The following is a 15,579-nucleotide window of genomic DNA, read 5'->3' as shown; positions in this document are numbered from 1 at the left end:
GTCGGTTGCGCCCGGCGACGGTGCCGCAAACCTCAGGCCGCGCCCTTCTCGGTTCCGTGCGGGTTGTCGACCTTCGGCCAGATGTTCTTCGGCGCGCGCTTGTAGTCGGTCTTGGCGGGATTGTTCGGGTAAGGCGTGCCGGCCGAACAATAGAGGATTTCGGACGCGATCTTGGAGAACGAGGCGTAGAAGTGGTTGGTCGACTTGATGACCAGGATCTTCTTGCTTGTCGGGTCGATGCCCATCACCGAAAACAGGCTTGGATCGAAGCTCTGCGCGCGGGTCGAGTTGAGGATGATGTCGATGCCTTTGAAGCGAATGTGGGCCGCATCGCCGAAGGGGGCGAAGCTCTCGCCGAAGCGCATCTCGGCGTCGCGCACCAGCTTGACCACCTTGACCGTGCCATCGACCGGATTGCCGGTTCCCGGTGCCGACTTGGCGCCGAAGCGCAAGGGGATGTCGGCGCCTTCGCCGGCCGCCATGCAGATCTGCACCGCCATCGGGTCCCAGATCGTGCCGACCGCAACGTCGGTTGCGCCGCGAGCCAGCAGTTCTTCGAGCAGAACTGTCGCGTCGCCGGCCGTACCACCGCCCGGGTTGTCCCAGACATCGGCGATGACGACGGGACCTTTGGTTGCTGCGAGTGCCTCATCCACCGCCTGCCTCTCGTCGATCTGCGGCATGATGAAGGTGCCGCGGTGGGAGAAGAGTTCCAGACCCAATTCCCGTGCGAGGCTCGCGCCTTTCTCCGGCTTGCCGTCGGTGACGGCGAGCAGCTTCGTTCCCATTTCCGGGACGTCGCCGGCCATGAAGCCGTGGATCACGGAGAGCGAAAGCACGTCTGCGTCTTCCTTCTCGATCCGCATCAGCTTGTCGACGAAGGAGCGCATCGGATCGCGAGATGTCGGGTAGACGTCGATCATCCGACAGTCGAAGATCGACATGACGGGCGTGATGCGGCCTTCGAGCGTGTCGACAGCGATCTTCCAGAGGTCCTCCGCGCGGTCGACGAAGTCGGTGTGCGGGAATTCCTTGAAGTAGACGAAGAAGTTCGATGCGGCGGCGCGGTTGGCCGTCAGGTGGCTGTGGGGATCAAGCTCGGCGCAGACGAGGATATCGGGACCGACGATCGCACGGACGCGCGTCAGCAGGTCGCCTTCGGGGTCTTCGTAGCCGTCGGCGACCATGGCGCCGTGCAGGCCGAGCACCACGGCATCGACGGGCATGGCGGCGCGCAACTGGCCGAGGATCTCGTCGCGCAGGCCCTCATAGGTCTCGCGGTTGACGAGGCCAGCCGGGTCCGCCCAGGTCGCGGTTCCCTCAATCAGTTCCCAGCCCTTCTCAACGCAGACGCGCCGGCCGACGGTGATCGGCGCCGTGCAAAGCGTCGGTGTTTCCGGGTGTTCTCCCGGCGGGGCGTAGAGCGAGGCTTCGAAGGCCCGGCGGTCGATGCAGATCGGGGAGAAGGTATTGGTCTCGGTCGCAAGCGCCGCTGTGAAGATCCGCAATGCCGTTGCCTTTTCTATTGCGTCACGCCTGCAGCGCCGCTCATCCGGCCGGATGTGCTAAGGTCGCTGCGGGCTCTAAGTCTGGCGCATGATTTTTCCCGGATGCATGGCGATCCAGGAAACTACGCGGAAGCCGCGCCCATCGGGTTCGGCAGGTAGCCGGTAAAGCCGGCAATCTTCCAGCGTCCTTCGTGCAGACGGCAGTAATAGACCGTCTGCCATTTCAGGATGTCGACGCTGCCGTCCCTCTTCTTCAGGCTGCCATCGAACTTCTTGCGCGCCAACGCCTGGTCACCGTTGATCTCGATGTCCTCGAGCGTCGTCGTGGTGAAGATCGCCGTGCGCGGGTCTTCGGCGAAGCTCTGTGTCGCGAAATCCTGCGCCTGGCGCAGCCACTCTTCGCGATAGGCGGCCAGCGACGGGAAGGTCAGCCGCCAATTGTCCGGATTGGTTTCGCGGCGGCCGTCGATGCCGATGAAGCTCTCCCCGACGAAATCGTCTGCAACCATCGACCAGTCGGCTGCCAGAAAGGCAGTGATGTCGCGGGAGACCAGCATCTCCCAGATCGAGTGGCGTGCAGCATCGGAAGAGGGGAATGGATTGAGAAAAGGATCCCGCATATTCGCGCCCTGGATTGAAATTCTTTTCATGAATGGCGTTTTTCGCTAGCCAAATTCGGCTTTCTATGGTCACTTGTCAACGATCAAAGAAAATAATTTGCAAGAAGGCTCATGATGACGATCAAGCGCTATGGTGCGGAACAGGTCGGCGCTGGCGGCAAACCTTTGCCCTTCGCGCGCGCTGTCGAGGCGGACGGCTGGCTCTATGTCTCTGGTCAGGTTGCCATGGAAAACGGCGAGATCATCGAGGGCGGGATCATCCCCCAGACCCACAAGACGATCGCCAATGTGATGGCCATCCTGACGGAAGCCGGCTACGGTCCGGAGCATGTGGTTCGTTGCGGCGTCTGGCTCGACGATCCCAGGGATTTCTGGACATTCAACAAGATCTACCAGGAGTATTTCGGTGCTCATCCGCCGGCGCGGGCCTGCGTCCAGTCGTCGATGATGGTCGATTGCAAGGTCGAGATCGACTGCGTCGCCTATAAGCCGAAAGAAGGCTGATCCTGGAGCGGGAGCGGTTTTCTGCCCGCATCCCGCTCTCACTCGTGATCCGAAGCAAGGCATAAGCGGGCGATGGACATCTTCGCGACATTGCAGGAAGAAAAGGGGCGGCTTTCCCAGTCGGAAAACCGCATCGCCGATATTCTCCTGAACGATTTCGAGTTCGCGGTAAACGCCTCCATCATCGAGCTCGCGAGCAAGGCGGACGTTTCGCCGCCGACCGTCACCCGCTTCTGTCGGCGGTTGGGTTGTGACAGCTTCTCCGACTTCAAGGTGCAGCTCGCGCGGACCGCCTATATCGGCATGCGCTACCTGAAGCCCGAGCCGAAGAGCCGGGAGACCGGCGATGTCGCCCAGGACATCATCACCAAGTCGCAGAACGCGCTGTTTCTTCTGCATCGCTCGCTCGATCTCGCCGCGATCGAGCAGGCGGTCGAGCGGATTGCCTCAGCGGAAATGATCTACGCCTTTGGTTCCGGCGGCAATTCGTCGATGATCGCCGGCGAGCTTCAAAACCGGCTCTTTCGTTTCGGCCTGCGCATCACATCGAGCTCGGATCACAGCATGCAGTTGATGATGACGGCGGCGGCCCGGCCGACGGACGTGCTGATCGGCTCCTCCTTTTCCGGCCGCAACGCCGAACTCGTGCGCGCCTTCACGCTTGCGCGCGAACTGAAAGTGCCGACCATCGCGCTGACGCAGAGCGGCAGCCCGGTGGCCACCGCTGCCAGCATCACCGTTCCGGTCGATCTGCCGGAGGGCAACAATATCTACCGCCCCACCTCCACCCGCATCGCCTATCTGGCGCTGCTCGACATCCTCTCCAGTCTCGTCGCTTATCGGGTTCAGCCGCAGGCGACAGCCACACTTCGGCGCATCAAACAGCAGCTGGTGACCCACCGCGACGGTGACGACCGCCAGTTGCTCGGAGACTGACGTGCCGCGAAAGGTCAACGCATGACGCAATCTCTCGCGATCGTCACCGGCGCCGCCGGCGATATCGGCCGTGCTATCGCCCGCAAGCTTGCCGACGACCATGACGTGGTTCTGCTCGTCGACATCGATGCGGAGGCCGCCGAAAAGGCAGCGCGGGCGCTTGGCGACGGCAAGCGCTTCGTCGCAGTCGCCTGTGACGTCACCAATGCCGAAAGCGTGGCGGCGATGGCAGCGAAGGCCGCAGAGAAGGGCGCTGTCCGCACCCTCGTCAACAATGCTGGTGCTGCCCGTGCCGTCAGCCTGCACGACACGACGCCGGAGATCTGGCGCATGGACAATGCGCTGAACCTCGAGGCGGCCTTCCTCACTTTTCGCGCCGTCGAGGACATGCTGAAAGAGACCCACGGCTCGGTCGTCAACATCGCCTCGGTCAACGGCATGAACGTCTTCGGCCATCCGGCCTATAGCGCCGCCAAGGCCGGGCTCCTGCACCTGACCCGGCTGATTGCGGTCGAATACGGCAAGTTCGGCATCCGCTCGAATGCGGTGGCACCCGGCACGGTTCGCACCCAGGCCTGGGAGGCGAGGGCGGCATCGAACCCGGATGTCTTCGAAGAGGCGCGCCGCTGGTATCCGCTGCAGCGCATCGTCAATCCGGATGACGTCGCCAATGCCGTGCATTTTCTCGCAGGCCCGCTCGCGGCCGCCATTTCGGGCGTCTGCCTGCCTGTCGATTGCGGCCTGACCGCCGGACAGGCTGAGTTGGCCCGCACGTTCTCGCAATCAAACCACTACTGACATAGAGCATTCTGGAGGAAGAGCATGCACCCGGTTTCCTACCGTCTCGAGGCGTCCTGGCAGCCGGATGGCGGGCCGTTCGGGCGGTTTACCTTCACGCTGTTCAATTTCTCCGGCGCGCCACTTTCCGGCTTCAGGATCGTCTACACCTCGCTCACCCGGGTGATCGATCCCAAGGCCTGCGACAATGCCGTGTTCCTGCGCCGTAACGCCAATTTTCACGAATTCGCGCCGCCTGCGGGGCTGACGATCGAAAACGGCGGGAGCTGGACCTTCACCGTCAGCGGCCTGCACCGCAACGCGCGCCACTGCACCGACGGTGCCAAGTCCGCCTATCTGACGCTTGCCGATGGTGGTCACGTGCCGGTCGCTGTCTCCGATCTGTTGCTTGAAAATGCCGTCAGTGAACCGCCGCCGGTGCGGCTACCGGACGGCAAGCTCGATCAGCCCTATGCGTTGCAGCCCTGGCCAGCGAAGCTTGAGCTTCGTCCTGGAGACGGTTTTCCAGTGGTGCTCTATCCGGCGGTCGGCTCGACGGGCGAGGATGTCGCTGCCATCGATACGGTTCTGGCGATGTACCATCGGCTGTTCCCTGCGGGCCACGCCCCCTTCAGCCTGGCAGCCTCGAAGCAGGGGCGGGCGATTGTCTTTACCGCCGACGCTGGTCTTAAGGCTGAGGCCTATCGGCTCGACCTCTCTGAGACCGAAATCCGGCTTAGCTTTGGCGGCAGCGCCGGCCGGCAATATGGTTTGACCAGTCTGGCCCAGCTTCTGGATGGGGCACGCAACCATCCGGAAAAGTTCCGCTTTCCGGCGAGCGGCAAAATTTCGGATGCGCCGCGTTACAGCTGGCGCGGTTGCCATCTCGACGTCTCCCGCCAGTTCTACCCGACGGCGGATGTGGCGCGGCTGATTGACATTCTCGCCTGGTTCAAGCTCAACGTTTTCCACTGGCACCTGACCGACGACGAGGCCTGGCGCCTGGAGATCAAGGCCTACCCGCAGCTGACGACGCTTGGCGTCCTGCGCGGGCCGGATGAGCCGCTTCTGCCGCAGCTTGGTAATGGCGCTGAGCCTGTCGGCGGCTTCTACAGCCAAGCGGACGTGAGGGCGATCGTCGCGCAGGCGACGGCGCTGCATGTCGATGTCGTGCCGGAGATCGATATCCCTGGCCATAGCACGGCGACCTTGGTGGCGCTGCCGGATCTGACAGACGGTCAGGAGGCCCCGGAGAGCTACCATTCGGTTCAGGGCTATCCCAATAACGCGCTCAACCCGGCCGTTGCCTTTACCTACGAGTTTCTGGAGAAGGTCCTCGACGAAATGGTCGAGCTTTTCCCGAGCGCCTACATCCATATCGGCGGCGACGAAGTGGCGAACGGTTCTTGGCTCGCTTCGCCGCTGGCCAAGAAGCTGATGGAGCAGGAGGGCATCTCCGGCACCTTCGCGCTGCAGTCCTATTTCCTGAAGCGGGTGAAGCAGATGTTGACGGCGCGTGGCCGCAAGCTCGCCGGCTGGAACGAAGTGGCGCATGGCGGCGGTGTCTCGACCGAAGATACGCTGCTGATGGCCTGGGAGCGGCCGGAGGTCGGCATCGAGCTCGCCCGCGAAGGCTATGACGTGGTGATGACCCCCGGCCAGGCCTATTACCTCGACATGGCGCAGGCCGATGCCTGGCAGGAGCCAGGTGCAAGCTGGGCCGGCACGGCGACACCCGCCCACACCTACGGCTACGAGGCCGAGGGCGAATTCCCGGACGAGCTGAAGGCCCGCCTCAGAGGCGTGCAGGCGTGCATCTGGTCCGAGCATTATCTTTCGCGCGGCTACTTCAACCGGCTCGTCTTCCCGCGGCTTCCGGCGATCGCCGAGGCGGCATGGACACCGAAGTCGGCGAAGGACTGGCTGCGCTTTGCGGCCATCGCGCCGCTCAGCCCGAACCTCTGAGAGGAACGCTCATGCGCATCGCCGTTGGTGGCATCCATACCGAATGCAGCACCTATTCGCCTGTTCTGATGACAGAGGAAGATTTTCGCGTTCTGCGCGGCCAAACGCTGCTGGACGCCGAGTACTTCAGTTTCATGAAGGCCGAGGGTGTCGAGCATCTGCCGCTTTTGCATGCCCGCGCCGTGCCCGGCGGCCCCGTGTCGCGCCCAACCTACGACGCCTTCAAGGCCGAGTTCCTCGAAATGCTGCGTGACGCGCTGCCGATCGACGGGCTTTATCTCGCCATGCATGGCGCCATCAAGGTCGACGGGATGGACGACGCCGAAGGCGACTGGATCTCCGCCGCCCGCGCTGTCGTCGGTCCCAATTGCCCGGTGGCGGCGAGCTACGACCTGCATGGCAATGTCAGCCAGGAGATCATCGACCAGCTCGATATTTTTGCCGCCTACCGCACCGCGCCGCATATCGATACGCCGGAGACCATGACCCGTGCCTGGTCGATGCTGGTATCTGCGCTGAGAGACGGGACGCGCCCGGGCATCGCCTGGGCACCGGTCCCGGTCCTGCTTCCCGGCGAATGCACCTCGACCGAGGACGAGCCGGCAAAGTCGCTCTACGTGCAACTGCCCGAGATCGATAAGCGGCCGGGCGTTCTCGATGCCAACCTGATGGTGGGCTACGTCTGGGCCGACGAGCCGCGGGCGACCGCCTGTGCGGTCGTAACGGCCACCGACAGGGCGGCGGCCAAACGGGCAGCGGAAGAGATTGCCGCGGGCTACTGGTCGGAACGTCGAAACTTCCGCTTCGGTCCGGTCACCGGACCGCTCAACGAAATGCTGGATATCGCCGAGCGGGCGACGACGACGCCGATCATTCTTGCGGACTCCGGCGACAACCCGACCGGCGGCGGCGTTGGTGATCGCGCAGACGTGCTGAAGGCGCTGCTCGCCCGCGGCTGGCGGGGCGCGTTGATCGCCGGCATCACGGACCTGCCGGCGGTCGAAGCCTGCTTTGCCGCTGGGGTCGGCGAAACGTTGATGCTCAAGATCGGCGGCAGCCTCGATCCGGCAAGCCCCCGTGCGGAGATGCTGGCCGAGGTCGTCACGCTGGATGATCCCGGGCCTGCGAAAGAGCGGCAGGCGGTGGTGCGGGTCGGCGCGATCGATGTCGTTATCGCGGCACGGCGCAGGCCCTACCACAACATCGAGGACTTCCGGCGGCTGGGCCTCGACCCTGAGGCGGTGCGGCTGCTCGTCGTCAAATCGGGCTACCTGTCGCCCGAACTGGCGCCGATCGCCAACCCCAACCTGATGGCCCTGACTGAAGGGGTCGTCAATCAGGACATCCAAGGGCTCGCGAGCCTCCGCCGTCAGCGGCCGGCCTACCCCTTCGATCAGGACTTTTCCTTTGAACCCGTCGCCCGCTTTTCGGCGCGTTGGTCGAGCGGCGCCTGAGACATGCTTCGCACATTTCCTACCCGAGTTTCGGGTAGGGGCTTCCCTCAAAGCACCGCGCGTCGTTCGACGCGCATGGGCGCTGAAACGCCTTAGCCTTCCGCATAACACCGTCCTTAAATCGATCACAATTTAAGCGATTGTGCGATATCCTCCACCCGCTTCGCGGACACATTCTAGCATGACCTCCACCATTCTCAGCGCCATGCGCAACCCGGCCATGCGGATCAGCATGCTGGCAATCTTCCTGTTCGGGTTTGCCGGTGCGGCCACCTCGCCCTACCAGTCCGTCGTCGGCATCAACGAGCTGGGGCTCAGCGATGCCGTCTATTCGCTGCTGATCCTGCTTGCCTCGACGGTGAACGTCATCGTCAGTGTTTCGATCGGCATTCTGGCCGATCGCGTCGGCAACTACCGGCTGCTGATGTCGACGGCGATCTTTTTCGGCGTTGTCGGCTACGGCATCGTCTATGTGCTCCCGCATCAGATGAGCTTCGTCGTTAGCGTCTTGTTGCTGTTGCCGATCTACGGCGCGGTCTACACGCTGCTCTTTGCCAATGTGCGCAGCATCGCCCGGCGGATGAGCGGCCATGACGCCGCCTCGCTCACGACGGGCGCCCGCGCGGCCATATCAGTGTCCTGGGTTCTGGTGCCAGGACTGGTCGGCTTTGCACTCGCCGGCGGCGACAGCATGCTGCCGGCCTATCTGCTCGCCTGTCTCGGCTGCCTCGCCAATCTGCTGATCGTCTATTTTAAACTGCCCAACGAAAGCGGGGCCGACGCATCGCTCGGCAAGCGGCTTTCTTACTGGACGTCTTTTCGGGAGATCCTGGCGCCAGGGATTTTCCTGCGCGTCATCGCCGTTGCGATCATCACCTCGTCGCTGCACGTCAACGCCGCCGTGCTGCCCCTGATCATGACTGACGAGATCGGCGGCAGCGTCACCGATATCGGCATCATCGTTGGGATCGTCGCTTTCCTCGAAGTCGTGTTCATCTTCGTCTGGGCGCGCATCCAGCTGAGCCTTGTTCCATTCAAGGCGCTGGCGCTCGGAACCGCGATCTACATCGGCTACATGGTGCTGCTCGGCTTCTCGACGGCGACCTGGCAGATCTACGCGCTCACCTTGATCAGTGCCTTTGGTGCCGCCGCGTTGATCACGATCCCGATCAGCTACCTCCAGGACCTGATTGCCGACCGCCCGGGCCTCGGAAGCTCATTGCTCGCCGTGAACCTCTTCCTGAGCGGCGGCCTTTGCGCCGGGCTTTTTGCGCTCGGCACGCGGATCAGCGACTATTCGGGCACGGCGCTGCTTGGCGGCGCCGCAGGCCTTGCCGGGCTGGTGCTGCTGCTCGCGCTCGACGGCGATAAAACAGGGAAGAAAACATTCCGCCGCTCGTGAATTAGTCCCAGGGCTCATCGACAAAACTGCAGGTGAACTTTGTCTGGTTGTCCTGGAGACATCTCTTCTTTTGATCGGCGAGGATCATGATCCTCGCGAAGAAGCGCGAAAAGTCGGCCTTGCTGGAGGTAAACGTGGCTATCCCCAAAGCGTGCGCCTGGGCCTGCGCCACGCAGGTCGCCAATTCCTGATCGGGGACATCGCTGTTTGCAACGATGACAGCGCGGTCAAATCGCCCTTCCGCGGAATAGTTCACGGCGGAAGCGCAATTTGGTACGCCAGTTGCTGCAGTATCGTTCAGCAGCCGCTCGTAGTAGGGGTCGAAGCCGAAATCTTCAATTTTGCTGACGTCGACCCGGCCATTCTTGACGACATCCTTTCTGAAGATCACGCCGATGGTGTTTCTTCCGAGGCCCGGTTGGGCCTTGGTCTCAATTCCGGCGGCCATGGCGATCATTTGAATTGTCGAGAAGACCACGTCCCTCTTCTTGGTCTCCCCTTGGCTCATTCCGACGCCAATAAATTCCGGGAAGGCGGTAAAGTGCCGTTCTCCGTTGCGAACAGGGCCGAAGAAACTCACGTTTTGAGCGACCGCAGACGAGGCAACAAAGACGCTCGCAAGAAGCCCGGTGGCAAACATAAGATGTCTAATGGTTCTTCTCCCGTACCCGCCCCAGCGCATGAAGCCTTCTCATAAAAAACCAGCGCTCGCGTGAGCGAACAGAGATGTTCTGCAACGCGTCGCCAGCAATGCGATGGCATCTCGATTTTTCTAGCATTGCTATCAACAGCTGCAAGGCGCCGGAGCGAGGAAGACGCAGTCCTGACGCTAGTCTCATCAAAAAGTGATTGGGGCGCCTTTCGGCGCCCCAATCAGTATGTCCGTGAGTATGTCGGTCGAGAGCGGATCAGTTGCCGAGAATGCCCGGCAGGCGCAGGCCCTTTTCCTTGGCGCAATCGAGCGCAATGTCGTAGCCCGCATCGGCATGGCGCATGACGCCGGTTGCCGGGTCGTTCCAGAGCACGCGTTCGAGGCGCTTGGCCGCATCGTCGGTACCATCGGCGCAGATGACGACGCCCGAATGCTGCGAGAAGCCCATGCCGACGCCGCCGCCGTGGTGCAGCGACACCCAGGTGGCGCCCGATGCGGTGTTGAGCAGGGCGTTGAGCAGCGGCCAGTCCGAAACAGCGTCCGAGCCGTCCTTCATCGCTTCGGTCTCGCGGTTCGGCGAGGCGACCGAGCCGGAATCGAGGTGGTCGCGGCCGATGACGACCGGCGCCTTCAGTTCGCCGTTCTTGACCATTTCGTTGAAGGCGAGGCCGAGGCGGTGGCGATCGCCGAGGCCGACCCAGCAGATGCGCGCCGGCAGGCCCTGGAAGGCGATGCGCTCACGTGCCATGTCCAGCCAGTTGTGCAGGTGCTTGTTGTCGGGAAGCAGTTCCTTGACCTTGGCGTCGGTCTTATAGATGTCTTCGGGATCGCCGGACAGGGCCGCCCAGCGGAACGGGCCGACGCCGCGGCAAAAGAGCGGGCGGATATAGGCCGGAACGAAGCCCGGGAAGGCAAAGGCGTTTTCGAGGCCTTCTTCCTTGGCCATCTGGCGGATGTTGTTGCCGTAGTCGAAGGTCGGGATGCCCATGTCCTGAAAGGCGATCATCGCTTCGACGTGGTCGCGCATCGAGGCGCGCGCGGCCTTTTCGACGGCCTTCGGATCGCTGACGCGCTTCTCCTTCCACTGGCCCATGGTCCAGCCCTTCGGCAGGTAACCGTTGACCGGGTCGTGCGCCGAGGTCTGGTCGGTGACCATGTCGGGACGGATGCCGCGGCGGACCATCTCCGGCAGGATTTCAGCGGTGTTGCCGAGCAGGCCGACGGACTTGGCTTCGCCGTTCTTCGTCCAGCGGGCGATCATCTCCATCGCTTCGTCCAGCGTCTCGGCCTTTTCGTCGAGGTAGCGGGTGCGCAGGCGGAAATCGATCGAGTCCGGGTTGCATTCGACGGCCAGGCACGAAGCGCCTGCCATGACGGCGGCGAGCGGCTGGGCGCCACCCATGCCGCCGAGGCCGCCGGTCAGCACCCACTTGCCCTTAAGGTTGTCGCCATAGTGCTGACGGCCGGCTTCAACGAAGGTTTCGTAAGTGCCCTGAACGATGCCTTGCGTGCCGATATAGATCCACGAGCCGGCCGTCATCTGGCCGTACATGGCGAGACCCTTCTTATCCAGCTCGTTGAAGTGATCCCAGGTCGCCCAGTGCGGCACGAGGTTGGAGTTGGCGATGAGAACGCGGGGCGCATCCTTGTGGGTGCGGAACACGCCGACCGGCTTGCCCGACTGCACCATCAAGGTTTCGTCGTCGTTGAGGTCCTTTAGCGTCTCTACGATCTTGTCGAAATCGGCCCACGTGCGGGCGGCACGACCGATGCCGCCGTAGACGACCAGCTCGTGCGGGTTTTCCGCGACGTTCGGGTCCAGATTGTTCATCAGCATGCGAAGCGGCGCTTCGGTCAGCCAGCTCTTGGCATTGAGCGTGGTGCCCTGAGGGGCGCGCACGTCGCGAATATTGTGGCGCGGATTGTTGATGGTCATGCCTCGCTCCCTGTCAGTGTCTTGAGGTCAAATGCGATGGTTTCGATGCGGTTCAGGATCGCACCCAGCGGCTTTCGCAACAGGGCGGATCGTGTGGCGTCGAGCGCGAAAGGCGGCTCTTCAGCGGCGAGATGGGTCGATTGCGCGAGCTCCATCTGGATGGCATGCACGCCGGTTTCCGGGCGGCCATAGTGGCGGGTGGTCCAGCCGCCCTTGAAGCGGCCGTTGAGAATGCTGCTGTAACCTTCCGCAGCGGCAGCGATTGCGGCCGTCGCCTTCTCGATGTCAGGCGCGCAGGTCTTGCCCATGTCGGTGCCGATGTTGAGATCCGGCAGCTTGCCTTCGAACAGGAACGGAATGCGCGAGCGGATCGAGTGGCAGTCATAAAGCACGACCACGCCATGGATCGCCTTGACCCGCTCGATCTCGGCGGCAAGGGCCGCGTGATAGGGCGCATGGAATGACCGGAGCCGTTCGGCGATATCCGCTTCAGTCGGTGCCTCTCCGTCCTTCCAGATCGGCTTGCCGTCGAAGTCCGTTTCCGGGATCAATCCGGTCGTGTTCTGGCCGGGATAGAGGCTGACGCCCTCGGGATCGCGGTTGGCGTCGATCACGTAGCGGTGGAAGGTGGCGCGAACGACGGTCACCTCCGGCAGCAGGCCATCATAAAGTTGATGGATATGCCAGTCGGTATCGGCGAGGATCCGACCGTTATCGTTCAGCCGATCCCAGATCGCAGCCGGCACGTCGGTGCCGGTATGCGGAAAGCCGAGAATGACCGGCGAGTTGCCTTGTCTGACTTCGACGACCGCCATTTCAGGCCTCCAGGCTTGGCAGGATGCCGGCGGAGACGGCGGCGTTCAGACGGCCCGAGGCGATGAGGTCGCCGGCGGCCTTGAGGTCGTTGGCCATGTAGCGGTCCTCTTCGATCGTCGGCGAGACGGCGCGAAGGGCGGCAGCGGCCTTCTGTAATTCAGGGCTCGTGGCGAGCGGCGCGCGGAATTCGACGCCTTGGACGGCGGTCAGTGCTTCGATGCCGACGATTGAGAACAGGTTCTCGGTCATCTGCAGCAGGCGGCGCGCGCCGTGGCAGGCCATGGAAACGTGGTCTTCCTGGTTCGCCGACGTCGGCGTCGAGTCGACAGACGCCGGATGCGAGAGCTGCTTGTTCTCCGACATCAGCGCCGCCGAGGTGACTTCCGCGATCATCAGACCAGAGTTCAGGCCCGGCTTCTTGGCGAGGAAGGCCGGCAGGCCGTAGGAGAGAGCCGGGTCTACGAGCAGCGCGATGCGGCGCTGCGAGATCGCGCCGATCTCGCAGACGGCAAGGGCGATCTGGTCGGCGGCAAAGGCAACCGGCTCGGCGTGGAAGTTGCCGCCGGAGACGACCGAGTTGTCTGAAAGAACGAGCGGGTTGTCGGTGACGGCGTTGGCTTCGGTTTCAAGCACGCGGGCGACCGAGCGCAGCAGATCGAGGCAGGCGCCGTCGACCTGCGGCTGGCAGCGGATGCAATAGGGATCCTGCACGCGCTCATCGCCTTCGATGTGGCTTTCGCGGATTGCCGAGCCGGCAAGCAGCGCGCGGAGAGCCGCGGCCGTATCGATCTGGCCGCGATGACCGCGCAACGTATGGATATCCGGATGGAAGGGCGCTGACGAGCCCATGGCCGCATCGGTCGACATGGCGCCGGTGATGAGTGCCGCCTGTGCGGCACGATGGGCGCGGAAGAGACCGGCGAGTGCCAGCGCCGTCGACGTCTGGGTGCCGTTGATCAGCGCAAGGCCTTCCTTGGCGGCCAGCACCACCGGTTTGAGGCCGGCGGCGGACAGCGCTTCGCCGCCGGACATGCGACGGCCTTCGAAATAAGCTTCGCCGTGGCCCATCATGACTGCGGCCATATGGGCGAGCGGGGCGAGGTCGCCGGAGGCGCCGACCGAGCCCTTTTCGGGAATGACAGGGATGACGCCCTTTTCGAGCATGGCTTCGATCAGCCGCACGAGTTCGAGGCGGACGCCGGAGGCGCCGCGACCGAGGGAGACGAGCTTCAGCGACAGGATGAGGCGAACGACGTTCTCGGCGAGCGGCTCGCCGACTCCGCAGCAATGTGACAGGATTAGGTTGCGCTGCAGCGTTGCAACGTCGGCGCTGTCGATCTTGATCGAGGCGAGTTTGCCGAAGCCGGTGTTGATGCCGTAGACCGGCGCGTTACCGGCGACGATCTCGGCAATGCGGGCGGCAGCCTTGTTGATGCCGGCGTCAAAGGACGTATCGAGGCGGGCCGGCTCGCCGGACCAGTAAATGGTTTCGAGATCGCGGAGGGGCACGGAGCCCGGGTGTAGAGTGATGGTCATTGACCGATCCTTTGCCCTCTAAAGATGCGTTCATGAAGCGGATTGAAGCCGATGCGGTAGACGAGCTCGGCCGGATCCTCGATGTTCCAGATTGCCAGATCGGCGGATTTTCCGACTTCGATCGTGCCGGTTTCGGCCAGTAGGCCAAGCGCGCGGGCGGCTTCGCGCGTCGCACCGGCAAGGCATTCGGCAACCGTCAGCCGGAAGAACGTCGCCGACATGTTCATGGTGAGAAGCAGCGAGGTCAGCGGCGAGGTGCCGGGATTGCAGTCGGTGGCGATCGCGATACGCGCGCCGGCATCACGCAAAGCCTGGACCGGCGGCAGGCGCTCTTCGCGCAGCGCATAGAAGGCGCCGGGCAAAAGCACGGCGACCGTACCTGATTTGGCCAGGGCCGCAGCCCCTTCGGCGTCGAGATATTCGAGGTGGTCGGCCGAAAGCGCGCCGTAGGAGGCCGCGAGCTTTGCGCCGCCAAGGTTGGAGAGCTGTTCTGCGTGCAGCTTGACCGGCAGGCCGAGTGCCTTGGCGCGGTCAAAGACGCGGGCGATCTCGGCAGTCGAAAACGCGATGCCCTCGCAGAAACCGTCGACCGCATCGACCAGGCCTTCGGCATGGGCGGCGTCGAGGCCGGGCAGCACGACATCGGTGACGTAGTCATCGTTGCGGCCCTTGTAGTCCACAGGCGTTGCGTGTGCGGCGAGATAGCTCGTCATAACGCGCACCGGCCGCAGCGTTTCGAGTTTGCGGGCGGCACGCAGCATGTTGAGCTCGGCCGTGACGTTCAGTCCGTAGCCGGATTTGATTTCGACGGTCGAGACGCCTTCGGCAAGAAGCGTGTCGAGCCGCGGCAGGGTGCTTTCGACAAGCTGGTCGACGGTCAGCGCATTGGTCGCCTTGACCGAGGAAACGATGCCGCCACCGGCACGCGCAATCTCTTCATAGGTGGCGCCTTCGAGGCGCATCTGGAATTCGCGGGCGCGGTTGCCGCCATGAACGAGATGGGTGTGGCAGTCGATGAGAGCGGGCGTCACTACGCGGCCCTCGTAGTCCGTCGCTTCAAGGCTGCGTGCGAGGTCGGCGGGCAGTCCGCTCTCCGGCCCGGCATAGGCGATACGCCCATCGACGACCGCAACGGCCGCATTCTCGACGAGGCCAAGACCGTCAACGGTTTCGCCAAGCGTCACGAGACGCACATTGCGCCAGATGCCGGATGTCTGCCTGCGGGTCGAGAGTTCGTTCATCAGGTCGCCTCCACTGAATATAATGTATATACATATTAATTCGCTCCACAAGGGGAAATTTATGGAGCCTGCGGAAAAGGAAAGGGTGATCGGCCGAGTGAAACAGAACGGGGGCTTTGAGGAGATGACCGTAGAACTCTGATTTCTCGGGAATTTCTCACCCCGGGTTCGTCATCACCGCAGGCAAAAAGAAAAGGCCCCGAGCCATGAGGTTCGGAACCTTTGTCTGTGT

Annotated in this window: 13 protein-coding genes; 6 read left to right on the top strand and 7 right to left on the bottom strand. The window is 63.2% G+C overall.

Annotation, left to right across the window (positions count from 1 at the left end):
• Nucleotides 1-32: 32 nt before the first annotated feature.
• Both IB279_RS23165 and IB279_RS23160 read right to left on the bottom strand, forming a co-directional pair.
• Nucleotides 33-1,508, bottom strand: coding sequence for a M81 family metallopeptidase (locus tag IB279_RS23165; protein ID WP_034799551.1), 1,476 nt, complete (start codon nt 1,506-1,508; stop codon nt 33-35).
• A 122-nt stretch (nt 1,509-1,630) separates the two neighbouring features.
• Complete coding sequence (locus IB279_RS23160; RefSeq protein ID WP_192339850.1) at nt 1,631-2,128, bottom strand: hypothetical protein; 498 nt, start codon at nt 2,126-2,128, stop codon at nt 1,631-1,633.
• 114 nt (nt 2,129-2,242) lie between these two features.
• On the opposite strand from IB279_RS23160, the gene IB279_RS23155 reads away from it, so the two are divergent.
• The 6 genes from IB279_RS23155 (at nt 2,243) to IB279_RS23130 (ending at nt 9,166) form a co-directional block, all read left to right on the top strand.
• Nucleotides 2,243-2,632: a RidA family protein gene (locus IB279_RS23155; protein ID WP_034799761.1), complete on the top strand. Its 390-nt coding sequence runs from the start codon at nt 2,243-2,245 to the stop codon at nt 2,630-2,632.
• Between the two features lie 72 nt (nt 2,633-2,704).
• On the top strand, nt 2,705-3,568 hold the full coding sequence (locus IB279_RS23150; RefSeq protein WP_034799558.1) for a MurR/RpiR family transcriptional regulator: 864 nt from the start codon (nt 2,705-2,707) through the stop codon (nt 3,566-3,568).
• Between the two features lie 21 nt (nt 3,569-3,589).
• On the top strand, nt 3,590-4,366 hold the full coding sequence (locus tag IB279_RS23145) for an SDR family oxidoreductase (protein ID WP_034799561.1): 777 nt from the start codon (nt 3,590-3,592) through the stop codon (nt 4,364-4,366).
• A gap of 24 nt (nt 4,367-4,390) precedes the next feature.
• Complete coding sequence (locus IB279_RS23140) at nt 4,391-6,310, top strand: beta-N-acetylhexosaminidase (RefSeq protein ID WP_034799563.1); 1,920 nt, start codon at nt 4,391-4,393, stop codon at nt 6,308-6,310.
• Between the two features lie 11 nt (nt 6,311-6,321).
• A complete protein-coding gene (locus IB279_RS23135; protein WP_034799565.1) occupies nt 6,322-7,764 on the top strand; it encodes a M81 family metallopeptidase in 1,443 nt (480 codons plus the stop codon).
• 181 nt (nt 7,765-7,945) lie between these two features.
• Nucleotides 7,946-9,166 carry an MFS transporter gene (locus IB279_RS23130; RefSeq protein ID WP_060530310.1) on the top strand — a complete coding sequence of 407 codons (1,221 nt, stop codon included), beginning with the start codon at nt 7,946-7,948 and terminating at the stop codon, nt 9,164-9,166.
• A 1-nt stretch (nt 9,167) separates the two neighbouring features.
• On the opposite strand, the gene IB279_RS23125 is transcribed toward IB279_RS23130, so the two are convergent.
• The 5 genes from IB279_RS23125 to hutI all read right to left on the bottom strand — a co-directional run bounded on the left by IB279_RS23125 (nt 9,168) and on the right by hutI (nt 15,347).
• The gene (locus tag IB279_RS23125) at nt 9,168-9,806 is read right to left on the bottom strand and encodes a hypothetical protein (RefSeq protein WP_034799569.1); all 639 of its coding nucleotides are present in this window, start codon (nt 9,804-9,806) and stop codon (nt 9,168-9,170) included.
• A 268-nt stretch (nt 9,807-10,074) separates the two neighbouring features.
• The gene (gene hutU / locus IB279_RS23120; protein ID WP_034799763.1) at nt 10,075-11,748 is read right to left on the bottom strand and encodes a urocanate hydratase; all 1,674 of its coding nucleotides are present in this window, start codon (nt 11,746-11,748) and stop codon (nt 10,075-10,077) included.
• Nucleotides 11,749-11,750: 2 nt separating this feature from the next.
• Complete coding sequence (gene hutG / locus IB279_RS23115; RefSeq protein ID WP_034799571.1) at nt 11,751-12,569, bottom strand: N-formylglutamate deformylase; 819 nt, start codon at nt 12,567-12,569, stop codon at nt 11,751-11,753.
• Between the two features lies 1 nt (nt 12,570).
• Nucleotides 12,571-14,106: a histidine ammonia-lyase gene (gene hutH / locus IB279_RS23110; protein ID WP_192339848.1), complete on the bottom strand. Its 1,536-nt coding sequence runs from the start codon at nt 14,104-14,106 to the stop codon at nt 12,571-12,573.
• Nucleotides 14,103-15,347 (bottom strand): imidazolonepropionase, encoded by a 1,245-nt coding sequence (hutI, locus tag IB279_RS23105; protein WP_034799575.1) that lies wholly within the window; start codon nt 15,345-15,347, stop codon nt 14,103-14,105. The genes hutH and hutI overlap by 4 nt, the downstream gene beginning before the upstream one ends.
• Between the last annotated feature and the right edge of the window lie 232 nt (nt 15,348-15,579).

Source organism: Ensifer sp. ENS06, assembly GCF_014852205.1.
Lineage (GTDB): Bacteria > Pseudomonadota > Alphaproteobacteria > Rhizobiales > Rhizobiaceae > Ensifer > Ensifer adhaerens.
The sequence above is the reverse complement of the archived record's forward strand: the minus strand, read 5'-3'. Positions and strand labels throughout refer to the sequence as shown.